This window comes from Streptococcus pantholopis (assembly GCF_001642085.1).
Taxonomy (GTDB): domain Bacteria; phylum Bacillota; class Bacilli; order Lactobacillales; family Streptococcaceae; genus Streptococcus; species Streptococcus pantholopis.
In genome coordinates this window covers 571,837-597,306 of record NZ_CP014699.1, presented here as the reverse complement: position 1 = coordinate 597,306, position 25,470 = coordinate 571,837, and the positions used below count along the sequence as shown (strand labels likewise).

The following is a 25,470-nucleotide window of genomic DNA, read 5'->3' as shown; positions in this document are numbered from 1 at the left end:
AGCCAGCATCTCATATTGACCAGAAATAAATACCTAATCAGCCATTCGCCACTTGAGATAAGCATCAATAAAGCCTGTCAGTTCACCGTCCATCACTCGGTCAACCTGAGCGATTTCATATCCACTTCGATGGTCTTTGACCATTGTATAAGGCGTAAAGACATAAGAACGAATCTGACTGCCCCAGGTAATCTCTTTTTTATCTCCTTTGAGGGCATCGATCTCCTGTGCTTTTTTTTCTTCTTCCAGCTGATAAAGCTTAGCCTGAAGAAGTTTCATCGCTCGTTCACGGTTACCGTACTGAGTACGGTCAACTGTTGATGCCGCCACAAGCCCTGTCGGGATATGGGTCAGACGGACACCGGTGGAAACCTTATTAACATTTTGACCGCCGGCACCGCCGGAACGAAAAGTATCCATCTTGATATCATCGTCTCGGATGGTTACCTCGATAGTATCATCGAGCTCAGGCATCACTTCAACTGACGCAAAAGAAGTATGACGGCGTTTTGCAGAATCAAAAGGAGAGATGCGCACCAATCGGTGCACGCCCATTTCTGACTTCAAAAGTCCGTAAGCATTAGCTCCAGTAAAAGCTAAAGTGGCTGACTTAATGCCGGCCTCATCGCCAGCCTGATAATCTAAAAGCTCAACCGTGAAACCATTAGCATTACCAAAACGGGTATACATACGCAAAAGCATATCTCCCCAATCTTGGGCCTCAGTCCCGCCTGAACCCGGGTGAATCTCTAAAACAGCATTATTATGGTCGTAAGGCTCTGATAAAAGCAGAGTCATCTCATAATTAGCCATGATTTTAGCCAGCTCAGCCAGTTTTTCCTCTAATTCCTTTTGCAAAGACGAATCCTCCGGAAGCATTTCCAGAAGGAGCTCTGTTTCATCACACAGCTCGGCCATATTTTGAAAGGTTTCATAGGTTGATTTCAGCTCACTGAGTTCCTGCGATGTTTTCTGAGCAGCTTTATTGTCCTCCCAAAAATCCGGTTCAGTCATTTGATGTTCAAGAAGGGCAATCTCTTCTTCCAATCGCTCTAAGTCAAAGAGACCTCCTGAAGTCAGTCAACTTCTCTTGATTTTCTGCTATTTTTTGACGAATTTCAGCTAATTCCACAATACCACTCCTTTAAAATAAGATACAAAGGCCATTAAAAGAGCAAAGCAAAAATAGGAGCCTGACCGCTGAGTCACCAAAGACTCAAGGGAAGTCTATCTTTTTTGCACAGCTCTTAGGCCGTGTTCAGTTCCGATAAGATACAAAGGCCGTTTAAAGAGCAAAGCAAAAAGACGGTAAGTCCGAAATCTTTGATTTCGCAGACGCACCTCTGCCAGAACGACTAGAAAGATGCGGTCGACTGTTAAGGCGACAAAGCTTTCAGTCGTTTACGGCTGACGGTAAGTCCGAAATCTCTGATTTCGTCTGCGCCCCCCTGTCAGAACGACTAGAAAGGTGCGGTCGACTGTTAAGGCGACAAAGCTTTCAGTCGTTTACGGCTGACGGTAAGTCCGAAATCTTTGATTTCGCAGACGCCCCTCTGCCAGAACGACTAGAAGGGTGCAGTCGACTGTTAAGGCGACAAAGCTTTCAGTCGTTTACGGCTGGCGGTAACTAAGTAACGACAAAAATTTCCAGCCCCTCACTCTCCCGATTCTAGGTTCGGGCTGAAATCTTCCACTGGATGATTTCACTGCACAGCTCTTAGCCCGTGTTCAATTTTTATAACGATAATAGCTCTGTAAAGACAGGTAAATTTCCGGTAAGAAACGCAAAAAATGCGTATCATTCTGGAGCTCTACCTATTTTACTAGTCTATCATAAAAATGTTACTTTTGCCATTTTGCAAATACTAAAGCCAATTCTTTTTGACTGTCTGCTTCTTTAAGATTCAGCTGATGCAAAAAATCCAGCAGTGCAGCATCTGGTTCTCTGACAATCTCTCCTATGGCCCAAATAGCTGTTGCTGTATGAATAGGATTATTGTTTTTATCAATAATTTCCATCAGCTTAACCAGAGCACTTTTATCGTGAATATTGGCTAAGGCGATAATCGCATTGCGCTGCAGAATATTCTTGCCCCGCCAGGCTGCAGCAAGCTGACCGAATTTTTCTTTAAAAGACTTGTTGCTTAAATCCAGAAAAGGCTGCAGCTCAGGCATAGCCAAGTCTGGGTCAATAGCACTGGCAGGTGGATTCATAATCCCTTTATTATAGGGACAGCAGATTTGGCAGATATCACAGCCGTAAATAACCGTCTTGATTTTTTTACGAAATTCCAAATCCATCATGCCTTTGTCCTGTGTCTGAAAAGACAAGCAGCGTCTAGCATTCATAGTCCCATCGCCAAGCAAGCAGGAAGTTGGGCAGGCATCCAGACAGCGTCTGCAGTCACCGCAGCCATAATCAACCGGCTGGTCGGGTTCAAGATCTAAATTTGTAATCAATTCTCCTAAATACATATAGGAACCGAATTCTTTCGAAATGACCAAACCATTTTTACCGATAAAACCGATTCCTGCTCGTCTGGCGACTGCTGTATCAACTAAAGCTCCTGTATCCACCATGGCTTTGTGTTCCAAAGGAAAATCTGCACAGAGCGCCTCGATACCTGCAGCCAGCTGATTTAACTTCTCCTGTAAAACATGATGGTAGTCTGTGCCCCAGGAATTTGGGGATATTTTCCCGCGTCGGTACTGAGTCTTAGGCGGTTTAGACGGCAGTTTATGCGGATAGGCGACAGCAATAGCGATAATCGTCTTGGCAGAAGCAAGTGAACGTTTGGGATCAAGACGGTCTTCGATTACTTTATGTTCAAAGCCTGAATTTCGCTTCTCTTCAACAGCCAGTCGCAGAGACTTTTCTAGATAAGCGAAATTATCCGCTTTTGCAAAGCCGATTTTTGAAATGCCGATATCGGCAGCCAGTTTTTTTATTTCTCCTTTGATATCCATAACATTATTCTAAAGCAAAAAAGTAAGGACTGCAAGATTGATCTGAGACTTCATTTTTAACTATTGATCTGCTTAACGGTCCATCAAAAAAGGCAAAAACAGCAGGATTAATCTTGACAAAACTACAGTCACTTCACAGATCTGCAGCGCGCATTTTAAGCAAAAATACCCCAAGCCCTTATATTTTTTTCTTTGCCAGACAAGCAGTTCCGAGTTTTTAGACCTGCGGCCAGAGAGGCAAGGAAAATCAACCGCTCAGGCTAGGCCGATTTTGGTCTCAGCCTCCTTCATTTTCTTCTGCAATATGTTTCTGTACTTGGCTCAGGCCATCAACAAGAAAATCAGCTTGTGACTGATCAAGGTCAAATAAATGATCGCGGATCGCAAACACACGCAATCCGGCAGCTTTTCCGGCAGCTATCCCCTTTAAACTGTCCTCCACTACAACAATTTCTTTCTTATCAAAACCCAGCAAGTCACAAGCTTTATTGTAGATAGCTGGATTTGGTTTGCTTTCTGTAAAATCGCTGCCTGAAAGGACTGGGTCAAAACTGTTTTTTAGCCCTACACTGTCCAGTGCAAAAAATATATCACCATATTCAGAATTTGATGCTAAGGCTAAACGGATACCTGATTGCTTCAGCTTTTCAATCACCTGTTTGGTATCGGGAAAAATCAGCTGCTCATAGGGAGCTCTGTGTTCCTCTTTATACAAAATATACTGTCTTTCCAGATCTTTTGTATCATAGTCAGAAGACAAATCACCCAATATCCTGCCCCAAATCTGATCCAGCCGGCCGCCGACAAAGTCTCTGGCTTCTAAGTGATCAATAGAGATACCTTTTTCAGACAAAAATTTCTTTCGGCGCTTAAAGTAAAAACTTTCAGTGTCAAATAAAACACCGTCCATATCAAAAATCACTGCTCTAATCATCTGTAAACCTCTTTTCTGCTTTTATTTTATCATATAATCGGATTCCCTGTCCCCTTTTATCTGATAAACAAGAGACTTCGCATAAACAGTTCAAAAGCATTATTGCTGTTTTTTTGTTAAAATAAATCTATGACTAAACTCGCTATTATTAGTGATCTGCATATAGATCTCAATCAGTTCGGTGACTTTGAAACCGATACACTTATTGCCGTGCTGGAAGAAAAAAGGATTAGCCATCTGCATTTGAACGGTGATATGTCCAATCATTTCTATACTATTTCTCTGCCTTTTATGGAAAAATTGGCTGAACATTTTTCCCTTACTTATAATTTAGGCAACCACGATATGCTGGATCTTTCAGAGCGCGAAATTGAACAGTTGGATTTCCAAGTTGTTCCGCTTGGAAACAGGACACTCCTCGCCTTTCATGGCTGGTATGACTACTCTTTTTATCCTGACAGGACAGAAAACGAGAACCTCAAATTTAAAAAAACATTCTGGTTTGACAGAAGGCTTAAACGCGGCATGACAGATAAGGAGTTGACTGTGCAAACTGCTCAGCGACTTGATAGAATTCTGGCAGATCTTAGTCCTCACCATCAGCTTATTGTCAGCATGCATTTTGTGCCGCACAGGCAGTTTACTATGACCCATGAAAAATTCAGACCCTTTAACGCCTTTTTAGGCAGTCAGGTTTTCCATGATATTTTTAAAAAATATGCTGTTTCAGATGTGGTTTTCGGACACGCTCACAGATCCTACGGCAGTCAAACTATTGACGGCATTGCCTACCATTCCCGGCCTTTAGGCTATATCCGTGAATGGAATCTGACCATTGACTTTGTCAATCAGCACCCCATCTACAATCCCAGTGGCACATGGAATCTGAGCAAACGTTACAATGCAGTAAAAAAACAAAAAGATTTTTTAGCTTATAAAAAAGAGCATTTGGCTGAAGAGTTTAGGCGATCAATGACTGTTTTTTTGCTTAATTAAAAACAGAAAAACCCTTCTGAGCTTAATAAGAATAAAGCTCAGAAGGGTTTTAAAACGGCATCATTTCAGTATTTTAATGCAAAACTGTCAGTCTTCTGTTCCGATCAAGTAACGGCCGACAAGAGCTGCCAGAACAGCGCCAAGAATCGGCGCTAAAATAAAGACCCATAATTGACTGAGGGCATCCCCACCGGCTAAAACTGCAGGAGCCAAACTCCGTGCCGGATTGGCAGACATCCCAGTCAAAGGAATTCCGACAAAGTGGATAAGTGTCAGGGTCAAGCCGATTATTAGACCAGCCAGTTTAGCATTCCCCTTTTTGGCTGAAGTCACTGTCACAATGACTAAAACAAAGATAAAAGTCAAAATTGTTTCAACTAGGAAAGCGCCGGCTGCATCAACTCCATTAAACAAGTTTTGCCCGAGATTATCCGTTACCACACCGATATTAGCTATTAGCCCTTCTAAGGCCAGAGTTCCTAAAAAAGCGCCAACAATCTGCGCACAAATATAAATCAGCAAATCTTTACTGCTTATACGCTTATTAATAAACATAGCGATAGAAACAGCTGGATTTAAATGAGCACCAGAAACTGTCCCGATACTGTAAGCAGACGCAACAATGGTCAAACCAAAGGCTAAGGCAATTCCAGTAATTCCGATACCGGCTAAACCGCCGCCAAAAACAGCAGCACTTGTCCCAACAAAGACAAGAATGAAAGTTCCAATCAATTCAGCAAAAAACTTTTTCATAATAAAATTCCTTTCTTTCGCTATTTTAATCTTAATTGAAAAAAACTGCAAATAAAACAGCTTAGCTTCATAGCTGATTTCAGATAAAAATGAAAGTATCATGTCTCAAAAAAGCTTCTCATAGCTGTTTTCAGTCGGCCTTTCAGTATTTTTGCATTTTAAACGGCCTTTGAATTTTAATAAAAAAAGCAGGGACAGGTCTGTCCCATACTTTATAATTTTGTTATAAAATGCAGACTGTCTGAAAGTAAGGGCTGACAGCTCAAGCAGTGTGTCATTTAAACCGCTCTTACTTAACAGTTTTAAATGGCTTTTTTATCTTGACCGGCAGCTCGCTGCGCAGCCTTAACCAGTTCAACAATAAGAACCATCATTAAACTGCCGATGACTACAACTCCCCATTGTGTCAGACTCAGACGGGCAACATGGAAGAAGCTGTTGAAGCCCGGGATAGCAATTGTTGACATCAAAAGGATAAATGCTGCAGGAATGGACCAATTAAAGAGTTTATTCTTAAAGAGCCCCACTTTAAAGATAGACTGATAAACCGATTTGACATTGAAGGCATGGACCAGCTGTATCAAGCCCAGTGTCGCATAAGCCATAGTCAGGGCATCCTCATGTATAGCTTGGTTGCCGGCATGTTCAGGATTAATAATGGCCCAGCCATAAACCCCTAAAACCAGCAGCGTCTGCAAAATTCCCTGATAAATAATGGCCCCCATCACACCGCCTGAAAAGAAACTGGATTGTCGGCCGCGCGGTTTGTGTTGCATAACTCCCGGTTCAGCCGGCTCAACTCCCAGTGCAATAGCTGGTAAAGTATCGGTTACCAAATTAATCCACAGCAGATGAACAGGCTCTAAAACATCCCAGCCAAAAAGGGTGGCAAAGAAGATGGTAAAGACCTCGGCCATATTAGCCGAAAGGAGGTACTGAATCGATTTTTGAATATTAGAGAAGACCTTGCGCCCCTCTTCAACCGCTACAATGATTGTCGCAAAATTATCATCAGCAAGCACCATATCGGATGCTCCTTTAGATACTTCAGTTCCGGTAATACCCATACCAATACCGATATCGGCTGTTTTAAGGGATGGGGCATCATTTACGCCATCGCCTGTCATAGCAACAACCTTGCCTTCATTTTGCCAAGCTTTGACAATTCGCACCTTATGCTCAGGCGATACACGGGCATAAACAGAATACTGTTTGAAAACCTTTTGAAAGTCTTCATCTGACAGTTCATTCAGCTCTGCACCGGTAAAAACATGGTCCTCACTGTCATCAGCTTCAATAATCCCTAGACGCTTGGCAATGGCTTCTGCTGTATCCTGATGGTCTCCTGTAATCATAATCGGACGGATTCCAGCTTCTTTAGCTACACGGACGGCCTCTGCAGCTTCCGGACGTTCCGGATCAATCATACCGACTAAACCGGCAAAGATAAGATTGTTTTCAATAGTTTCTGAATCCAGTTCCGGAATGGTGTCTTCATATTTGTAGGCCATCATCAGCACGCGCAGAGCTTGTTTGGCAAGTGATTTATTAGCTGCCAGAATCGTGTCCTTATCCGCTTCTGTAATAGCACGGACAGCACCGTTTTCCTCAATCTGCGTCACACGCTTAAGCAGCTGATCCGGCGCTCCTTTAACAGCCACTAAAAATGTGCTGTCCCCCAGTTTATGAACAGTTGACATAAGCTTACGGTCAGAATCAAAAGGAAGTTCTGCTACACGCGGCTCAGTCTTCAGCTCCTCCCGCACATCAAAATTATGATCAAAACCGTACTGGACAAGTGCTGTTTCTGTAGGATCCCCAATAAGTTTCCCTTTTTGATCCACCTTCGTGTCATTAGCAAAATTCATAACGCGGAGAGCCATATTATTTTGCTCAATATCATCATTAGCATCATACAGCTGACCATTGTAATACATTTTTTCAACAGTCATTTGATTCATTGTCAGTGTCCCTGTTTTGTCTGAAGCAATGATCTCCGTTGATCCCAATGTTTCAACTGCAGGAAGTTTACGGACAATAGAATGGCGTTTAGCTAATGTCTGCGTCCCTAATGACAGAACAACTGTCACAATAGCCGGAAGTCCTTCAGGAATTGCTGCTACAGCAAGCGCTACAGCAGTCATAAGCCCTGTCAGCACTTCCTGACCGCGAAGAAAAACACCAACTATAAAAGTGATAAGGGCAATAACAACCACAACATAGGTTAAGACCTTAGACAGCTGATTGAGGTTTTGCTTGAGAGGGGTGTCTGTTTCATCAGTATTGGCAAGCATACCGGCAATATGACCAACCTCAGTATACATACCGGTATTGGTCACCAAACCCATACCGCGGCCGTAAGTCACATTTGAATTTTGGTAAGCCATATTCAGACGGTCACCGATGCTGGCATCACCCGGAATCTCTGCTCCTAAATCTTTATCCACAGGAACCGATTCTCCTGTAAGGGCGGCCTCTTCAATCTTGAGCGAGTTAGCCTCCAAAAGCCGCATATCAGCCGGCACCACATCACCTGCTTCCAGCATCACGATATCTCCTGGAACCAACTCTTTTGCATCGACCTCTTTAACATGACCGTCACGGCGGACACGTGCCGAAGGACTGGACATAGATTTTAAGGCTGCTATAGCCGCTTCAGCCTGTCCTTCTTGGTAAACCCCAAAAGCTGCATTCAAAATAACAACAGCCAAAATAATAATGGCATCTGTCACTCCTTCGCCGCCCGAAGTAATGACAGACAGCACTGCTGCAACCAAGAGGATAATAATCATCAAATCCTTGAATTGATCAATAAATTTGGCTAAAAGAGTACGCTTTTCGCCTTCATCTAATTCATTGCGTCCATATTCAGCCAAACGCTGCTGAGCTTCCTGCGTTGTCAGCCCTTTCTTAGAACTCTTTAAAGCAGAAAGAACAGACGCCACATCTTGTGTATAAAAATTCTCTTTCTTTTGTTCTTTTGACAAAATATCTCTCCTTAAATTAAGATACAAAGGCCGTTAAGAACGCAAAGTAAAAATAGGAGACTGGACGAAGAGCCGCTAAGCTCTAGGACAGTCTATCTTTTTTGCATAGCTCTTAGGCCGTGTTCAGTTCACCAAGCTTTTTTTAAAACAAAAAGAGACCTGTTTGCTAAACAAGTCTCGCTGTTTAAGGTCCAGCCGGAAATTTCTTTCGTAATGACGACCGGATCCACGGTAAAAACCGTCTGCTACTCCCTTGATGTAAATTCATTATAGCAAAAAATCTTTCGTCTTGGCAAGTGCTTGCTTTAAAATAAAATGAAACAGAAAGACCGAAATTTTAAATTTTATTTTTCAACACCCTGACCAGAGGTTGGGTTGTAAAGCCCTTCACTCTCCCGCTTATCTCCTAAAAGATCGCTTAAGTGAAAACGGAGGTATTTAATACACAAACGGTTTTTATAGGCATAAACCAGATGCAGCATACCATCTTGACTTTGATACAATGTCGGATATTCATACTGCGAATTGTTGGTCTTGTTTTCTGCACCGATATAGCCTTCTGCTGGCTCAAAAATTCTGCCCAGCGGCCAAGTCTGGCCTAAATCTTCCGACAAAGATACAGCAACAGGATGCCGGAGCCCCGGCCAAGCAACTTTGCCAAATTCCGGCTTAGCGGCTCTATTGGGATTGTAAGCAAGAGCAAGCTCCCCCGACTGCAGCTTTATAGCACTGATGCTGGCATTATTATTAGGCAGGACAGTTTTGTGCGGACTGCTCCAAGAATCACCATAGTCATAAGATTCACTGACATAGATATTGTCGGCAAAACGGCTGCGCATAAAAGCCAGCAGATGTCCTCTTTCGTCTTCAACAACATTGGCATGAACCCGGCCGTTACTTTCAGGCATCGGTACGCGTTTCCACGTTTTTCCGGCATCATCTGATTGTCGAAATTCAGTCGGATCATTAGTCAATCCATCTGCTGAATCTTCACATAGCCATGTTGAAAAAAGCCAGCGGCCGTTGCTTAAAATCTGAATCGTTTGCCGGGAAAAAGTCCCCTGCTCTGGAAAAAGAACCTGAGCGTCTCCCCAAGTAAGGCCTTCATCGCTAGATTTCTGTACCATGATGACTGAAGTAAACTGCATATTATCCTTGCCTTCCTGACGGCTGAGCTGAGATGTGTAAATCAGCCATATTTGACCATCTGGTGCCCGAAAGAAAGCTGGATTCTGCTCACTGCGGCCTTGACCTTGAGAAACAATTTGCGGTGAAGACCATCTTTGTTCGTCAGGCTGGTACTTTGATACAGCAATTGAAATATCACCGCTTCCTTCAAAGCTTCCTGCGAACCAAGCACATAAAAGCCCGCCGTCCTTTGTTTCAATCAGTGTTGGGGCGTGGGCAGTTGCTTTACCGCCAGTCGGAAGCAAAGCAAAATCAACATTTAAATAGCGATCATGATAAAGCACACCATCTGGGTTGTCAACACGTATTTGAGGTAATGTAGTTGTCATTCTTCTCTCCTCTCTTCTACTGCTAATTTAACCACAGCCTTAGTAAATGTCAACTCCTCGTCTGTATGGAAAACTGCCCGGTGAGCGTCCCATGGAAAACAAACGTAGGCCATGCCCTCTGTGATTTTCATGTAATGGCGAACTGACCCCTCATATTTTTCAACATCCTTTTCCTGCTGATAGGGAAGGGCGACAGACAACTCCGCTAAGTCTTCCAGTGCAACATACTCGGCTCCCTCCAAAACGAACTGGACATCAATAAATTTCCGATGGGCTTCAAACTGTGAAAGTTCTAACGGTTTTGTCCGCCCTTTTTGGAAAAAAAGCCTGCCTCCTGAAAAAGAATAGGACACTCCTGCTGCCCAATCATCTTTATGAGCTTCTAAAACAGCTAAGGCGTCTTTAATTTTAGGTAAAATAGGCTGATAGTATTCCAAACGTTCAGCACGATCAATTATCATAACTCCCCTCCTCCAACAAGATACAAAGGCCGCTTAAAAATCCGTATGAAAATAGGGGATGGCAAGTGATGCTGGCATCACGATGACAGCCATCTTTTTCACTAGGATTTTAGGCCGTGTTCAATTCATAAGATACAAAGGCCGTTAAAAACGCAAAGTAAAAATGACGGTAAGTCCGAAATCTTTGATTTCGCAGACGCCCCTCTGCCAGAACGACTAGAAGGGTGCAGTCGACTGTTAAGGCGACAAAGCTTTCAGTCGTTTACGGCTGACGGTAAGTCCGAAATCTTTGATTTGACAGACGCCCCTCTGCCAGAACGACTAGAAGGGTGCAGTCGACTGTTAAGGCGACAAAGCTTTCAGTCGTTTACGGCTGACGGTAAGTCCGAAATCTCTGATTTCGCAGACGCACCTCTGCCAGAACGACTAGAAGGGTGCGGCAGGCTGTAAAGACTGCAAAGCCTTCAGACAGCTACAGCTTTTCTAATCAATTGCTATTACAAAGCCATGATGTATACCATCTTTTTCACTAGGATTTTAGGCCATATTTAGTTCACCAAGATACAAGGCTTGCTGCAATAGTACCAGCACGATGACTGTCTTTGCCAGCAGCTCTCACCTTTTTATGAATGCTCTGCCAGACGGATAGCATAATCAATGGCATTTTCCAGACTCAATTCGCTGGCTGTCCACTTACCGGCTTGGTCAAAAGCCGTACCATGATCAACTGATGTTCTGATAATAGGCAGACCAAGTGTAATATTAACCCCTTGAACAGCTTTCCAACCGGCTTTTTGCTGATCATATACAAAACCCAATAATTTCAGCGGAATATGGCCCTGATCATGATACATAGCAACGACCATATCATACAGTCCTCCATTTGCTTTGGAAAATAAGGTATCGGCCGGCAATGAGCCGTACACATTTATTCCTTCTGCTTGCGCAGCTTCAACAGCCGGATTAATTTCTTCGATTTCTTCACGGCCAAACAGTCCATTTTCACCACAATGCGGATTAAGACCTGCTACCGCAATACGCGGGTTAGAGATTCCTAAATTATGACAGGCCTTGTCTGCTATCCGTATAACATCCAGCACCCTCTCCATTGTCGCCCTGTCACACGCCTCTCGTAAAGAAACATGAGTAGAAACATGGACGACACGCAAATTACCATCTGCAAGCAGCATAGTATATTTATCCGTTCCTGTTAAATCAGCATAAATTTCGGTATGCCCGGCATAATGGTGTCCGCTCAGATTAAGGGCTTCCTTATTTAGAGGATTGGTCACTGTAGCATCCACTGCTTTTGCAAGAGCCAATTCAATAACTTTTTTGACATAGCAAAATGCTGCATCACCCCCACTTGAAGACACATGACCGATTTTGAATTCAGACATATCAATCTTATCCAAATCAATCAAATCAACAGTCCCAAGCTGATAAATCCCATCTTTAGGATCATTAACAACATGAACCTTTAAATCCAGCTCAGGATGCTTTTCTAAATAATAATCAAGTACCGACTTATCACCAACAAGCAAAGGACGGCAGCGCTCATAAAGTTCTGCTTTGCCAAATGCTTTTAAAGAAATCTCCGGACCAATTCCAGCAGGATCACCTAAAGTAATTCCAATAATTTTTTTCATCCACTCCACTCCTTCACCAAGATACAAAGGCCGTTAAAAGAGCAAAGCAAAAATAGGAGCCTGACCGATGAGTCATTCAAGACTCAAGGAAGGGCTGTCTTTTTTGCACAGCTCTTAGGGCGTGTTCAATTCCAACAAGATACAAAGGCCGTTTAAAAATCCGTATGAAAATGACGGTAAGTCCGAAATCTCTGATTTCGCAGACGCACCTCTGCCAAGACGACTAGAAAGCTGCGGTCGGCCGTTAGGACGATAAAGCTTTCAGACGGCTACGGCTTTTCTAATCAATTGCTATTACAAAGCATGGTTATACCATCTTTTTCACTAGGATTTTAGGCCGTGTTCAGTTCATAAGATACAAAGGCCGTTAAGAACGCAAAGTAAAAATAGGAAAATTGACGAAGAGTCGCTAAGACTCTAGGAAATTTTATCTTTTTTACGCAGCGTTTAGGCCGTGTTCAATTCATAAGATACAAAGGCCGTTAAAATTCCGCATGAAAATTGGCTCATGTTCAGCTTTCCATACCTTTAGCCTTGTTTTCATCTAAAACCTGACGCAAAGCCCTAAGTCCTTCTTCTGACAGCTGATTGAAAGGGGCACGGCACTTTCCTACCGGATAGCCTAATTCGGCTGCCGCATATTTAACAATGGTATTAGGGTTGCCAAAGCGGAAACAGTTTCTAAATGATCGAATAGAGTCCTGATGGAATCTGGCTTGCTCGAAATCCCCTGCTGTATAAGCGTTATAAATTTCTGCCATTGTAAACGGATAAATGTTTGAGCAGCCGGCAATCCCGCCTACTCCTCCTGCCATCAAGGTCCAAAGAATCAATGAATCGTTGCCTGATAGGACAGCAAAATCTTCCCGCCAGCGGGTTCTCTCAATATACTGCAAAATAGTGTCAAAATTACCGCTGGAATCTTTAACACCAACAATATTTTCAATATGACTGAGACGCTCAACAGTAGCCGGTGCTAAAGCATTTCCGGTACGTGCCGGAATATTATAGAGAACAATGGGCAAGTCAACACTTTCGGCAACTGCCTTGTAATGATCATACAGTTCATTTTGAGATGCTGCTGCAAAGGACGGGGTGATGACGGATAAAACGTCGACACCGATTTCCTCTGCTTTTTGAGACAGACGAATCGTATCTTTTGTACCAATCAAGCCGGTTCCAGCATAGACAGGGACACGTCCGGCTGTCTGCTCAACAGCAGTCTGCATAATCTGTATCTTTTCCTCTTCTGATAAAATATAACCCTCACCGTTTGTTCCAAAAACAAAGATGCCATGAATCCCTTGAACAATCAAACGGTCAATCTGTCTGCGCAGCTCATCATAGTTGACACTTTCATCAGCCAGCATCGGGGTAATAATTGGAGTGATAATTCCCTTAATCGCAACCATAACTTCCTCCTTATAACAAGATACAAAGGCCGTTAAGAACGCAAAGTAAAAATAGGAAAATTGACGAAGAGTCGCTAAGACTCTAGGAAATTTTATCTTTTTTACACAGCGTTTAGGCCGTGTTCAGTTCACTTCAAAGAACTTGCTTGTAAATAGCACGGGCATCTTCAGATTTGATTTCCCGCATATTATTGACTAACAGCCGTTTGACCTGCATACCTGCAGCCACTAAATCTTCCAAATCCGTTTCAGGAACATTGAAGGTTTTTAGACTGGTCGGAATGTCCAGCTTCGTCACAATGTGTTCAAACTGCGTTAAAATATACTGAGATTTCTCGTCTACAGATAAATGCTGCCGGCCATCATGAACAGCCCGGTCATAAGCCTGTGCAAAGTAGTCTTTAATAACGGGTTCATTAAAGCGCATAACAGGCATCAGCAAAATCGCATTTGAGACACCGTGAGCGATATGGTATTTGCCTCCTAAAGGATAAGATAAGGCGTGAATACCTGTTGTCCCGGAGGCAGTGATAGCGACACCGGCATAAAAGGAACCTAAAAGCATCTTGTTTTTAGCTGCCAGCGCTTCGGGATTGGTGCAGGCTTCAGTAATGTTATTAAATATCAAATCAAAAGCTTCCAAAGCAAAAGTATTGCTGAATGGATTGCGTTTTGTAGATGTAAAGCATTCAATGGCATGGCATAAGGCATCTACACCTGTTGCGGCAGCAATCGGCTGCGGCAGATTTTTAAGCAGACGACCGTCTAAAATAACATAGTCAGCAATCATTTCAGGATTGACAATTCCAATCTTTAATTCCTGCTCTGGTACTCCCACAATACTGTTGGGTGTTGCTTCCGAACCGGTACCTGCGGTTGTCGGTATCATCAGAACAGGTACCTGTTTTTTTGCCAGCAAAGGATTATCCAGCAAATCTTTCACCTGATAATCACCTGCTGTCAAAATTGAGGCCAGTTTAGCCACATCCATGACACTTCCGCCTCCAATAGCCATGATAAAATCTGCATCTGCTGCTTTAAACTGATCAACTATCGCCTGCGCTTGATGGTAGTCAGGTTCTGCGGGAATATCGGCAAAAATTTCATAGGTCAGACCGGCTTCCTCCAAAACAGCTTGAGGAATTGTCAGCAGGTTAGCTTGTAAAATTCCTTTATCTGTAAAAATAGCAACCTTTTTGAGACCGGCCGGAAGAATAGTAGCTATCTGCTCCAAGGCATGCGATCCTGCATAAATATTTTTAGGCATTTTCAAACTATAATCCGTTAACACTTACATCTCCTCCTTATCAATAATTGATTGGTTAAGTTTTTCTAATAAATCCGGCTGACCAAAACCTCCGGATTTTGTAATGAGCTGAATTTTTTGTCCCTGCCAGACAATGCGAGACAGCACCACCCCTGGGTAAAGCTCTGATAAAGGCTGAATCTCATCCAAACCCAAAACCTGCATCGACTGAAATAAAGTATCCCCTCCGATAAAAAATAAGGTGCGTTCCAGCTTTTTTTCTAAAAAATATTTGGCAATTTTTCCTAATGAACGACCAATTTGAAATCGAAAGGCGGGCTGAGTTTTTTCTTTTTCATCCTTATCCGAAAAGTCTGGCAATGCTGCCGCATTCAGCGTCTCAAAAACGGCTAAATCATGCTCTTTGATTGTTACTAAATAGCGCCCTAACAAATCCTGTCCCTGCCGACTGTCCCAAAAGTCCTCAGCAGTCAGCTGGGCAGCCTGTAAGGAAAAACGGGCAGCCTGCTGTTTTTCTGCATAGTCAATCTGCCTGCGGGTGATGGGATTAACCGATCCGGAAATAACGAGCAAGGGGAAATCTATTGTGTATCTTTGCTTTCTTTGCTGCGGAAATAACAGAGCCGGCAGATATTTGGCAAAACCAGCACAGCCGACACTTAGTTTTAATAATCTCTGCTGAGCCAAATGCTGCGAAATGGCTCGTAAATCATCATCGATTTCGCTGTCAAAAAGAAGAATCTGTTCTGCTGCTGCACCGAAAGAAGAGCTTTCTTTGCTGCACAGAGCAGAGCCAAGTGAGGCTTCCTCCTGCAATCTTTTAGCGATATTGCTTTCAGTAACCGGCTCATAAGGGTCGCTGGCAAAAACACTTTCTGCTACCGGCCTGCCGTCTATCAAAAGCTCCCCATTTTTGACGGTGCGGTTGATTGCGGGGAAAGCCGGCACAAAGGCAATTTTTTCATTTGGGAACTGATCAGCCAAAGCTTTAAGTTCGCTGCTTATATTTCCTCTTAGTGCAGAATCCACTTTTTTGTATATATAAGCCACCCCATGATTTTTAGCTTTTTGAATGATAGAGCTGATAAGCGTGTAAGAGGCTTCAAAGGAGAGATAGCGGCTTTCACTGTCAATCACCAAAACTTCCAAATCCGGCGCCAGAGAATGAAAATCAATATCTTTGTCAGTAGTCACTAAGGTTTCTATCCCTTGATCAGAAAATTGGACTCCAGTATCTAAAGCACCTGTAAAATCGTCAGCAATGATTAATAGTTTCAGCATTCGGCCATCTCCTTCCCTATTGATATTTTTTATTCTATAAACAATAATCAAAATCTATAAGCTGAGAAAAGCAGTAAAGTGTTTAATTTTGAAACGTTTTCTCAAAAAAACCTGTATGACAGACAAAAATGCGTTAAAATCGTTTGTATATGAAACAAAAAGAGAGGTCTCGCCATGCCTAAATTTAAACTGCTAGGAATAGCTCCCTACGAAGAGCTCAAACATGCGATGGAAACTGTCAGCAAAGAATTTACCGACTTGGAAATCGATGTATTTACTGCAGATTTGCTGCAGGGAAAGGAATTAGCGCAAAAACTTTATCCCGAGGACTATGATGCCGTTATTTCTCGCGGCGGAACAGCCCATTTAATCCGCGATACCGTCCCCATTCCAGTCTTTGATATCGCTATTTCTCTCTACGATATTCTAGGTGCTATCGAATTAGCCAAAAATTATACGGATCATCTCGCTATTGTCGGTTATGCCAGTATTACAGAACCTGCTCATCTGATTTGCGATATCCTGCAGTACCATATCAAAATCATCACCTTAACAGATTCAGCGGATACTTCCGCCATTTTGGAAGATTTAAAAGCTCAGGGTTACAGCATGATATTGTGTGATGCCATTACTAATAAAACAGCTATCCAAAAATCACTGAACACTATACTGGTAACATCTGGTACAGAAAGTATAAAACATGCCTTCCAGCAGGCTCTTATGACTCTCAAAGATACCCAGCATATCAAAAAACAAAATAAACTGCTGACGGCTTATTTCAAAGAGCAAACGGCTAAAGCTCTGATTGTTGATGACGACCTGCAGACGGTTTACTCCAATATTAATCAGACACTAGCAGATTCTATAAGAGATTTTTTACGGTCGAAAAGCAAAGACAGCCCTTCAAAAATTTTTTACCACACATTTAACGGCAACCTCTACCGTATTGGGATGCAACCGTTTAAACTTGAAAATGAGACTTATTATTTCTGTGATATCAGAAAGAGCACACCGCCGATTATCCGAAATAGTTTTGGCGTCCAGTATTTTGATAAAGAGGATATTGAAAAAGAGATAAACAGCCATCTGCTTTTCACATCATTTATTCAAGAAAAATCACGACAGCTGATTGATACACTGACGGCCCATTACAGTGTCATGATTATTTTTGGAGAGAACGGAACAGCTAAAACCAGTCTTGCTTATACGGCTTTCCTGCAGCAAAAACAGTTCAACCAGCATCTGATTGTTATTAATTCCAAACTGATTGATGAAAGAACCTGGAAGTATCTGCTCAATTCCGCTAACGGCCCTTTAGTGGAGAAAGAAAACACGCTGCTGTTCAAAAATGTCGAGCAGCTAACTGCCACCAATCTCGAAAAGCTGTTAACCGTTATTGACAGCACAAAACTGCTGCAGAGAAACAATCTACTATTCACCTATAACACAAAGAGCAACGATCATAACGAATACATCTACAACCGAATTATGACACACTTGGACTGCGGCAGTCTCTATTCCCCATCGGTCAGAGAAAGAAAAAATGAACTCTCAAGTCTTCTCACTCTCTTACTCAATAAGCTTAATATTAAATGCAACAGAGAAGTTATCGGCTTTCAGCCTCAGGCAATGGAGGCACTGCTGGCCTATGACTGGCCAAGAAACTTTAATCAGCTGGAACAGGTCCTAAAAAAATTAATCTTAAGCACCCACCACTACTATATTTCTGAACATCAGGTTCTGGATCTTCTTCGGCAGGAAAAAAGGCGGAACAGAAGCTCCAACGGCAGCAAGCTGATTGAATCAGCAAATCAGCCAAGCAAGACCTTATTTGACTATGACAAGGAGATTATCCTTGCAGCCTTAGAAAAAAATAATCACAACCAGTCAAAAACAGCTAAAGAACTGGGTATCAGCCGGACAACTCTTTGGCGCTACTTAAAAATGGATTAAGATATCAGGCTGGCTAAAGAGCTGACTTTAAATTGATCCAACCTAGGGAAGGGGGTGTCAGCTGCCTGCAGCTAAGGAAACATAACAATAGCACCGATACACAGGGCAACCAGCCGGACAAAGTACATAGGAACGGAAAATTTCCAAAAATCAGTCAGTTTATAACTGCCCATACCTAAAATCATAGCCGGCATCCCATCGATTGGCATATAGCCGCCGTTCCAGCCGGATACAACAACAGCTGTTGCGACCGCAGCCGGATTGATTCCCAGACTGATACCGGAAGCAATGGCAATCGGAGCAAAAATATAAACAGAGCCCATGTTAGAACCTGTAAAAGTCGCACTGGTACTGGTTAACAAGGCAAAAAGGAAAATGAAAATAAAGGGATTAATCTGTCCGCCTACTGCTTTAGCTACTGCCTCACCGATCATAGCAGTAAAGCCCGTATTGCCCAATGCATCAGCCACACCGATAACACCAGCAGTCATCAGGACAATCGGCCCTGCCATATTATCTCGGACTTCTTTAAAATCAAGGACATCAATAAAAAGCAAAACAGCAGCTGCCAAAGCCGGAACAATATAGGCAATTTCACCTAAGCTGTTTATCATCATCATACCGACAACACTGACTGCAAAAGCAAGGATTGTGACATACTCTTTCCAGACAGGGAGATCGTTTTGGCTGATAGACTGCTCCTGCTCTTCCTCAGCAGCAGCTTCTCTCACCGAGTGATCCGGCAGAAAACGATAGCCAATCACAGCCCAGAGCAGATACCCCAGAGAAAGAAAGGCATTGGCTAGAGCAAAACGGCCGGTCGACAGGGTTTCGGTGTAACCGGCTGCCTGTAAAACACTCACCGTCACGCCATAAGTCAAAGCAACATTAAGCGGAAAGAGCGGATGGTTGGTAGCAAATCCTAAGGGCATCATCAGTTTAGAAGTCGGCAGTTTTTTACTGTAAGGAATAGTAGCCACTAAAGATAAAATCAGAACATAGTAACCGGTTGCTCCTGTCCCCACCAGACTGGCTCCCAGCATAACAACCAGAACCAAGAGAACATAGCTCTTATACCCTCCTTTACTGACTAAATTCAGTATAGTGGCCTGCACCCTGCTGATTAAACTGGTTTTCATCAGTCCGGCCATGACAACCATAAAGCCGGCAATCATAACAACCGTCGAGTTAATAAAACCTGCAAAAGCCTCCTGAACAGTAGCCAGACCGGTTACAACCAGAAGGAGACAGGCGAAAACGGGCGGCGCTCCAAAGGCGAATTTATCTGACATGATCATCACAATCATCAGAAGCAAAATCCCCAGAGCAAGAATCATTTGTATTGTCATAAGGACACCTCGAGTTATTTATTTTAATATGTAAGCGCTTAACAAATTAATCATAATATTTTCGCCCTTTTTAGGTAAGTCAAATAAAAAATAAACTGTCTTGATTTGAAACAGTTTTCTTTTTTCTTATTCTTAAATAGACTGCTTTTGTTTCAAAAATAAACAAAAAGCCGCTCGAAAACAAGTCTGCTGAACTGTCGTTTTCGGGCGGTTCGATTCACTCTATTAAAAATCTAATTTATCCAAGCATCCTGTGCATCTACCATACCAACACCTTTAAGACCATTGTCTGTTAGGGCATCATAAACGTCCTTTGTTTTGTAATGAACAAGAACAAGCTGATACTGGCCGTTACGCTCTGCCGCAGCTGCAATACCTGATATCATCTTAAGACGGTCGCTGTCAACTCTGCTCTTTTTTTTCAGGCGAAAACGCAGACGGGTGCTGCAGTAGCGGACATCCTTAATATTAGCGGAACCGCCTAGGCAGTCCAAGAGTGCCTCTGCCAATTTTTCAGTTGAGCTTGCAGTCATTTCTTTCCTCTTTCTTCATCACTTTTAATCATGCATTAACTTCTAAAAAAACTTAGTACCAGCTGATAGTCAGCTGATAACGGGCAAAAACATCTTCCGTTTCTGCCTGTTTCAGAACATAATCAGCAGCAATATACTGATTTTCAGGCTGAATGAAAAGACGAGTCGTTTCGACTGTCAATTTCTGTAGTCCCAAGGGAGTCGGTATTTGAGCAGCCGTTAGACGGTCTTCTTGAAAGCTCATAATCGTTCTGGGCTCTGAATAACGAACCATCAGCAGTTCTTGTTCTTTGTACTTCAGCAAAACCCGCTCTTTATCTGTATTTTGATACAAAATATAAGCCATCCCATTTTTTTGGCCCAGCTGACAGTCATGAACTTCACGAATTGTCTCTGTCTGCTTATCTGTCTGAATAATATTTTTGATTTCTACTTGCATGCCAAAACTTTCTATTTGATTGATATTGCCAGATTTATTCTACCAATTTCTGAATAAAGTTGCAATTTTTGTTATAATGAAGCCATGAATGAAAAAGTTTTTCGTGATCCTGTTCACAACTACATCCATGTCAGCAGCCAGCTGATTTACGATTTGATTAATACGAAAGAATTTCAGCGGCTTCGGCGCATTAAGCAAGTTCCGACTACTGCTTTTACCTTTCACGGCGCTGAACACAGCCGTTTTTCACATTGCCTGGGAGTCTATGAAATTGCTCGCAGGGTTACCGAAATCTTTGAACAGAAATATGCGGGCATTTGGAATGCTGATGAATCGCTTTTAACTATGGCAGCAGCTTTGCTCCATGATATCGGACACGGAGCCTATTCCCATACCTTTGAGCGGCTGTTCGCTACTGACCATGAAGCTTTTAGTCGGGAGATTATCACCAGCCCCGAGACAGAAATTTACAATGTTCTCAGCCAGTTTTCTCCGGATTTTCCGGAAAAAGTGGCCAGTGTGATTAACCATACTTACCCTAATCAACAGGTTGTTCAGCTAATATCCAGTCAAGTGGACTGTGACCGCATGGACTATCTTCTTAGAGATTCATATTATTCAGCAGCCAACTACGGTCAGTTTGATTTGATGCGGATTCTGCGTGTTATCCGTCCGACTGCAGAAGGGATTGCTTTTGAGCGCAACGGTATGCATGCTGTAGAAGATTATATTGTCAGCCGTTTTCAAATGTATATGCAGGTCTATTTCCATCCGGCCAGCCGATCCGTCGAAGTCCTGCTGGAAAAATTGCTAAAACGGGCTAAGTGGCTTTTTAAACAGGACCGCTATTTCTTTGAAAAAACAGCGCCAAATCTCCTCCCCTTTCTGCAGGAAAACTTTACACTCGACGATTATTTAGCTTTGGATGATGGGGTCATGAATGCCTATTTTCAGTCCTGGATGACTGCTGAAGATAAGATTTTGGCTGATTTATCCAGCCGCTTCATCAACCGCAAACTTTTTAAATCTGTAACATTTGATGGAGAATCTCAGTCTCAGCTTTACCGTCTGACTGATTTAGTACAGTCTGTCGGCTTTGACCCCGAATACTATACCGGCATTCAAGCCAGTTTTGACCTCCCCTATGACATTTACCGTCCGGAAAAAGAGAATCCCAGAACACAGATTGAAATCATTCAGAAAGACCAAAAATTAGCAGAGTTATCCACCTTATCGCCTATTGTAAAAACCCTGACCGGAACCAGCTATGGCGATCAGCGCTTCTACTTCCCTAAAGAAATGCTGCACTTAAACGATCTTTTTGCTGCTAATAAAGAAATTTTTATCAGCTATACAGCTAATGACCATTTTACACCGCCCGTAAATTAATTGAGACCCGCCTTCTTTTTGCTGCTAAATCAAAACAGCCAGTCTGAATGCCTCATCGTTATTTAAGCATGACTGGCTGTTTGTATTTGTGAAGATACACGCACGATAAGACAGACTTTTTAATTATACTGCCCTTGGTGCATCTGCAAAATCTGTCATGACAAAAAACGCATTTTTTAGTAATATAGTATATAGAAATTTTCAGATTATGGAGAATATCATGTCGATTAAACTTGTTGCTGTTGATATTGACGGCACTCTTATTACTAAGGACCGGAAAATTACGCCTGACGTTTATGAAGCGATTCAGGCTGCTAAGAAACAGGGGACTAAAATTGTTTTAGCCACCGGCCGTCCGCTTGCCGGTGTTCAAAATCTGCTGACAGAACTGAAACTGAAAGATGAAGGGGATTATGTCATTACCTTCAATGGCAGTTTGGTGCAGGATACAGCTAAAGGCGCTGATGTGATTAAAAAAACGCTGACCTATGAAGACTATCTGGATCTTGAGTTTTGGAGTCGCAAAATCAATGTCCACCTCCATGCTATCACTAAAAAAGGCATTTATACCGCTAACAGAGATATCGGCAAATATACTGTTCACGAAGCAACACTCGTTGATATGCCGGTCTTTTACCGGACACCGGAAGAAATGGCAGGTCATGAAATTGTTAAAGTTATGATGATTGACGAGCCAGAGATTTTAGATGCAGCCATTGCTAAACTTCCTCAGGAACTCTATGATAAATACACCATTGTCAAATCAACTCCCTTTTATCTGGAAATTATCAATAAAGAGGCCAGCAAAGGCAAGGCTCTCACTCATTTAGCCCAACAGCTGGGTCTGAGTGCCGATGAAACAATGGCAATAGGCGATGAAGCAAATGATCGGGCAATGCTGGAGGCCGCTGGGACGCCAGTAGCCATGGCCAATGCTGTAGAAGAAATTAAAAATCTGGCTCATTATATTACAAAATCAAATGAAGAAAGCGGCGTAGCCTATGCGATTCGCCAATGGGTACTAAAATAATGGTTACATACAAAATTGGGATTTCAAAGACAGAACATGATGAGTTTGTCAAAGCCAGCAAGCAGACCAACCTCCTGCAAAGCTCTGACTGGGCACAAGTCAAGGATAACTGGGGCAACGAACGCTTAGGCTTTTACCAAGAGGGTGTGCTGGTGGCCTCAGCATCTGTTCTTATCAGACCTTTGCTGCTCGGAATGACCATGCTCTATATCCCGCGCGGACCCGTTATGGATTATAATGATTCTGCTCTGGTTAAAGAAGTGATAACTGCTTTGAAAGCCTACGGAAAAACAAAACAGGCACTTTTTATTAAGTTTGACCCTGCCCTACTTCTTAAACAGTACAAGATAGAGCAGGAAGCAGAGGAAAACACTGAAACGCTTGCCCAGCTGGCTCACCTTCAGGAGGCCGGAGCCCGCTGGACAGGCCGAACTAAGGCAATTGCAGAGAGCATCCAGCCGCGTTTCCAGGCTAATGTCTACACAGACAGTAATCTAACAGCAACTTTCCCCAAACATACGAAACGATTGATGAAGGATGCCCAGAAACGAGGAGTAGAAACCAGCCGCGGCGACATTACTGATGTCAAAGCTTTCGCAGATGTGGTGGCTTTAACTGAAAACCGTAAAGGGGTAGCCTTACGTAATGAAGATTATTTCAAAAAAATGATGACCATATACGGAGACAATGCCTATCTGCACCTTGCTAAAGTCAATCTGTCTAAACGCCTGCAAGAGTACAAAGAACAGCTAACTCAGATTCAAAAAGATCTGTCTGAGACCGGAGAACATCAGAAAAAACGTTTGACCAAGCTCAAGCAGCAAGAAGCCTCAGTCAGCAAATATATCACCGAATTCGAAGACTATGTCAGCCAATATCCTGATGAGCTGATTATTGCCGGCATTCTTTCTGTTCGCTTTGGCAATGTTATGGAAATGCTCTATGCCGGCATGAATGATGCTTTCAAAAAATTCTACCCGCAGTACTCTCTTTACCCCAAAGTTTTTGAAGATGCCTATAACGATGGGATCATTTGGGCTAATATGGGAGGGGTGGAAGGCAGTCTGGATGACGGCCTGACCAAATTTAAAGCCAATTTCAACCCGACAATTGAAGAATTTATCGGCGAATTCAATATCCCTGTCAATAAATGGCTCTATCCTTTAGCAAATTACGCCTATGAGGCCAGAAAAAAGAGGAATAATCACTAATGCCTTTAACAACTTTAAGTCAAGAACAATTCGTTGATTTCTGCCAGTCACTCTCTTATAAATCCTTTATGCAGTCTGTCCAGATGGCTGACTTACTGAAAAAACGGGGTGCTGCTGTCGAATTTATCGCTTACAGCAAAGAAGACACTGTCCTTGTCGCAGCTCTTCTTTACAGCATGCCTATGACCGGAGGGCTTCATATGGAAATCAATTCCGGACCGGCAGTCGCTGATCGCCGCTATCTGGACGTTTTCTATGAGGAACTTCGAGATTATGCTAAAAAGAAGGGTGCTTTAGAACTTATCGTTAAACCTTACGACACCTACCAAACCTTTGATACTAACGGCCAGCCGATTGATCAGAATCGTCCGGAAATGATTGACAATCTACTGAATGCAGGCTATGAGCATGACGGTCTGCTGACCGGCTATCCGGGAGGCGAGCCCGATTGGCATTATGTTAAGGATTTAACTGAACTTGAACCGGCCAGTCTCATCAAGTCGTTCAGCAAAAAAGGCCGCCCGCTGATTAAAAAAGCCAAGACTTTCGGTATCAAATTGCGCCCTTTAAAACGAGATGAATTGACTATTTTCAAAGAGGTCACTGCCGCTACATCTAACCGCCGTGATTATCAAGACAAACCGCTTGATTATTATCAGGACTTCTATGACAGCTTTGGCCGTGACTGTGAATTTATGATTGCCAGTCTCAATTTCCAAGATTATCTCGCTAATCTGCAAAAAGACCAAGACAGACTTGGACAAAAAATAAGCAAACTGAAAACCGATTTAGCTGCCAAGCCATCTGAAAAAAAACAAAATCAGCTGCGGGAAATCACAAGCCAGTTTGAAACTTTTTCTGTTCGTATTGCCGAAGCAGAGGAACTGATTGCCAAATATGGTTCTGAAGATGTAGTTTTGGCAGCCAGCCTCTTCATCTATACACCGCAGGAAGCTGTTTATTTATTTAGCGGCTCCTATCCTGAGTTCAACAAATTCTATGCTCCGGCCCTGCTGCAGGAATATGTCATGCTAGAGGCCATGCAACGTGGTATTAAAACCTATAATTTACTCGGTATTACTGGTGAGTTTGATGGTTCCGACGGTGTCCTTCGGTTCAAACAAAATTTCAATGGCTACATCACACGAAAAACAGGCACCTTCCGCTACTATCCCCATCCCTTGAAAGCCAAATTTCTTCAGGGACTTAAAAAAATTTTAGGACGGCAGTAGAATAAAAAATGCAACTGTGACTGCTCCTAAACCGACCCTATAACCCAAAAGAAAGCTGAGACAAAACGTCTCAGCTTTCTTTGTTTGAATTGAACACAGCCCCTAGAGCT

The 25,470-nt window shown here is 42.8% G+C and carries 20 protein-coding genes; 6 read left to right on the top strand and 14 right to left on the bottom strand.

The features are described 5' to 3' along the window. Positions 1 to 33 precede the first annotated feature (33 nt). The 3 genes from prfB to A0O21_RS02830 form a co-directional block, all read right to left on the bottom strand. Positions 34 to 1,132, bottom strand: a protein-coding gene (prfB, locus tag A0O21_RS02840) for a peptide chain release factor 2 (protein WP_099092209.1) whose coding sequence is annotated in 2 segments (ribosomal slippage) — positions 34 to 1,059 and positions 1,061 to 1,132 — 1,098 coding nt in all. Because the reading frame shifts where the segments join, the coding sequence is not laid out codon by codon here. A 710-nt stretch (positions 1,133 to 1,842) separates the two neighbouring features. Next, complete coding sequence (gene queG / locus A0O21_RS02835; protein WP_067060928.1) at positions 1,843 to 2,967, bottom strand: tRNA epoxyqueuosine(34) reductase QueG; 1,125 nt, start codon at positions 2,965 to 2,967, stop codon at positions 1,843 to 1,845. 277 nt (positions 2,968 to 3,244) lie between these two features. Further along, positions 3,245 to 3,901, bottom strand: a complete 657-nt coding sequence (locus A0O21_RS02830) for an HAD family hydrolase (protein ID WP_067060925.1) — start codon at positions 3,899 to 3,901, stop codon at positions 3,245 to 3,247. Between the two features lie 129 nt (positions 3,902 to 4,030). Between A0O21_RS02830 and A0O21_RS02825 the strand changes: the two genes are divergently transcribed. Then, positions 4,031 to 4,897: a metallophosphoesterase gene (locus A0O21_RS02825; RefSeq protein WP_067060922.1), complete on the top strand. Its 867-nt coding sequence runs from the start codon at positions 4,031 to 4,033 to the stop codon at positions 4,895 to 4,897. 87 nt (positions 4,898 to 4,984) lie between these two features. Here A0O21_RS02825 and A0O21_RS02820 read toward each other — a convergent pair whose 3' ends face one another. The 8 genes from A0O21_RS02820 to A0O21_RS02785 all read right to left on the bottom strand — a co-directional run bounded on the left by A0O21_RS02820 (position 4,985) and on the right by A0O21_RS02785 (position 16,224). After that, positions 4,985 to 5,650: an MIP/aquaporin family protein gene (locus A0O21_RS02820; RefSeq protein ID WP_067065074.1), complete on the bottom strand. Its 666-nt coding sequence runs from the start codon at positions 5,648 to 5,650 to the stop codon at positions 4,985 to 4,987. Between the two features lie 302 nt (positions 5,651 to 5,952). Then, positions 5,953 to 8,637, bottom strand: a complete 2,685-nt coding sequence (locus A0O21_RS02815) for a cation-translocating P-type ATPase (RefSeq protein WP_067060920.1) — start codon at positions 8,635 to 8,637, stop codon at positions 5,953 to 5,955. Positions 8,638 to 8,981: 344 nt separating this feature from the next. Beyond that, positions 8,982 to 10,154 (bottom strand): sialidase family protein, encoded by a 1,173-nt coding sequence (locus A0O21_RS02810; protein WP_067060916.1) that lies wholly within the window; start codon positions 10,152 to 10,154, stop codon positions 8,982 to 8,984. Next, positions 10,151 to 10,615 carry a NanQ anomerase/TabA/YiaL family protein gene (locus tag A0O21_RS02805; RefSeq protein ID WP_067060914.1) on the bottom strand — a complete coding sequence of 155 codons (465 nt, stop codon included), beginning with the start codon at positions 10,613 to 10,615 and terminating at the stop codon, positions 10,151 to 10,153. Before A0O21_RS02805 ends, A0O21_RS02810 begins: the two co-directional genes overlap by 4 nt. Before the next feature lie 623 nt (positions 10,616 to 11,238). Next, a complete protein-coding gene (pdxA, locus tag A0O21_RS02800) occupies positions 11,239 to 12,264 on the bottom strand; it encodes a 4-hydroxythreonine-4-phosphate dehydrogenase PdxA (protein ID WP_067060909.1) in 1,026 nt (341 codons plus the stop codon). Positions 12,265 to 12,776: 512 nt separating this feature from the next. Then, positions 12,777 to 13,676: a 4-hydroxy-tetrahydrodipicolinate synthase gene (gene dapA, locus A0O21_RS02795; protein WP_067060905.1), complete on the bottom strand. Its 900-nt coding sequence runs from the start codon at positions 13,674 to 13,676 to the stop codon at positions 12,777 to 12,779. A gap of 133 nt (positions 13,677 to 13,809) precedes the next feature. Next, positions 13,810 to 14,967: an iron-containing alcohol dehydrogenase gene (locus A0O21_RS02790; RefSeq protein ID WP_067060902.1), complete on the bottom strand. Its 1,158-nt coding sequence runs from the start codon at positions 14,965 to 14,967 to the stop codon at positions 13,810 to 13,812. Beyond that, complete coding sequence (locus tag A0O21_RS02785; protein WP_067060898.1) at positions 14,968 to 16,224, bottom strand: four-carbon acid sugar kinase family protein; 1,257 nt, start codon at positions 16,222 to 16,224, stop codon at positions 14,968 to 14,970. It lies immediately after the preceding gene. Between the two features lie 174 nt (positions 16,225 to 16,398). On the opposite strand from A0O21_RS02785, the gene A0O21_RS02780 reads away from it, so the two are divergent. Continuing rightward, positions 16,399 to 18,177 (top strand): PrpR N-terminal domain-containing protein, encoded by a 1,779-nt coding sequence (locus A0O21_RS02780; RefSeq protein WP_067060895.1) that lies wholly within the window; start codon positions 16,399 to 16,401, stop codon positions 18,175 to 18,177. A gap of 71 nt (positions 18,178 to 18,248) precedes the next feature. Here A0O21_RS02780 and A0O21_RS02775 read toward each other — a convergent pair whose 3' ends face one another. The 3 genes from A0O21_RS02775 to A0O21_RS02765 form a co-directional block, all read right to left on the bottom strand. Then, complete coding sequence (locus A0O21_RS02775) at positions 18,249 to 19,526, bottom strand: SLC13 family permease (protein WP_067060891.1); 1,278 nt, start codon at positions 19,524 to 19,526, stop codon at positions 18,249 to 18,251. 233 nt (positions 19,527 to 19,759) lie between these two features. After that, positions 19,760 to 20,059 carry a PTS transporter subunit EIIB gene (locus A0O21_RS02770; RefSeq protein WP_067060889.1) on the bottom strand — a complete coding sequence of 100 codons (300 nt, stop codon included), beginning with the start codon at positions 20,057 to 20,059 and terminating at the stop codon, positions 19,760 to 19,762. Positions 20,060 to 20,111: 52 nt separating this feature from the next. After that, complete coding sequence (locus A0O21_RS02765) at positions 20,112 to 20,498, bottom strand: YwiB family protein (protein WP_067060886.1); 387 nt, start codon at positions 20,496 to 20,498, stop codon at positions 20,112 to 20,114. An 84-nt stretch (positions 20,499 to 20,582) separates the two neighbouring features. Here A0O21_RS02765 and A0O21_RS02760 point away from each other — a divergent pair, with 84 nt between their 5' ends. The 4 genes from A0O21_RS02760 to A0O21_RS02745 all read left to right on the top strand — a co-directional run bounded on the left by A0O21_RS02760 (position 20,583) and on the right by A0O21_RS02745 (position 25,360). Next, positions 20,583 to 21,887, top strand: coding sequence for an HD domain-containing protein (locus A0O21_RS02760; protein ID WP_067060882.1), 1,305 nt, complete (start codon positions 20,583 to 20,585; stop codon positions 21,885 to 21,887). 220 nt (positions 21,888 to 22,107) lie between these two features. After that, on the top strand, positions 22,108 to 22,917 hold the full coding sequence (yidA, locus tag A0O21_RS02755; RefSeq protein WP_067060879.1) for a sugar-phosphatase: 810 nt from the start codon (positions 22,108 to 22,110) through the stop codon (positions 22,915 to 22,917). Continuing rightward, entirely contained in the window at positions 22,917 to 24,128 is a 1,212-nt protein-coding gene (locus A0O21_RS02750) for an aminoacyltransferase (protein WP_067060876.1), read from the top strand. Before yidA ends, A0O21_RS02750 begins: the two co-directional genes overlap by 1 nt. Next, positions 24,128 to 25,360: an aminoacyltransferase gene (locus A0O21_RS02745; protein ID WP_067060873.1), complete on the top strand. Its 1,233-nt coding sequence runs from the start codon at positions 24,128 to 24,130 to the stop codon at positions 25,358 to 25,360. Before A0O21_RS02750 ends, A0O21_RS02745 begins: the two co-directional genes overlap by 1 nt. Positions 25,361 to 25,470 lie beyond the last annotated feature (110 nt).

Excerpts from the sequence above, each read along its gene's own strand:
- queG (WP_067060928.1), bottom strand. The coding sequence starts at position 2,967 with ATGGATATCAAAGGAGAAATAAAAAAACTGGCTGCCGATATCGGCATT.
- A0O21_RS02825 (WP_067060922.1), top strand. The coding sequence starts at position 4,031 with ATGACTAAACTCGCTATTATTAGTGATCTGCATATAGATCTCAATCAG.
- pdxA (WP_067060909.1), bottom strand. The coding sequence starts at position 12,264 with ATGAAAAAAATTATTGGAATTACTTTAGGTGATCCTGCTGGAATTGGT.
- A0O21_RS02830 (WP_067060925.1), bottom strand. The coding sequence starts at position 3,901 with ATGATTAGAGCAGTGATTTTTGATATGGACGGTGTTTTATTTGACACT.
- A0O21_RS02780 (WP_067060895.1), top strand. The coding sequence starts at position 16,399 with ATGCCTAAATTTAAACTGCTAGGAATAGCTCCCTACGAAGAGCTCAAA.
- A0O21_RS02770 (WP_067060889.1), bottom strand. The coding sequence starts at position 20,059 with ATGACTGCAAGCTCAACTGAAAAATTGGCAGAGGCACTCTTGGACTGC.
- dapA (WP_067060905.1), bottom strand. The coding sequence starts at position 13,676 with ATGGTTGCGATTAAGGGAATTATCACTCCAATTATTACCCCGATGCTG.
- A0O21_RS02760 (WP_067060882.1), top strand. The coding sequence starts at position 20,583 with ATGAATGAAAAAGTTTTTCGTGATCCTGTTCACAACTACATCCATGTC.
- A0O21_RS02775 (WP_067060891.1), bottom strand. The coding sequence starts at position 19,526 with ATGACAATACAAATGATTCTTGCTCTGGGGATTTTGCTTCTGATGATT.
- A0O21_RS02745 (WP_067060873.1), top strand. The coding sequence starts at position 24,128 with ATGCCTTTAACAACTTTAAGTCAAGAACAATTCGTTGATTTCTGCCAG.
- A0O21_RS02820 (WP_067065074.1), bottom strand. The coding sequence starts at position 5,650 with ATGAAAAAGTTTTTTGCTGAATTGATTGGAACTTTCATTCTTGTCTTT.
- yidA (WP_067060879.1), top strand. The coding sequence starts at position 22,108 with ATGTCGATTAAACTTGTTGCTGTTGATATTGACGGCACTCTTATTACT.
- A0O21_RS02785 (WP_067060898.1), bottom strand. The coding sequence starts at position 16,224 with ATGCTGAAACTATTAATCATTGCTGACGATTTTACAGGTGCTTTAGAT.
- A0O21_RS02810 (WP_067060916.1), bottom strand. The coding sequence starts at position 10,154 with ATGACAACTACATTACCTCAAATACGTGTTGACAACCCAGATGGTGTG.
- A0O21_RS02765 (WP_067060886.1), bottom strand. The coding sequence starts at position 20,498 with ATGCAAGTAGAAATCAAAAATATTATTCAGACAGATAAGCAGACAGAG.
- A0O21_RS02805 (WP_067060914.1), bottom strand. The coding sequence starts at position 10,615 with ATGATAATTGATCGTGCTGAACGTTTGGAATACTATCAGCCTATTTTA.
- A0O21_RS02750 (WP_067060876.1), top strand. The coding sequence starts at position 22,917 with ATGGTTACATACAAAATTGGGATTTCAAAGACAGAACATGATGAGTTT.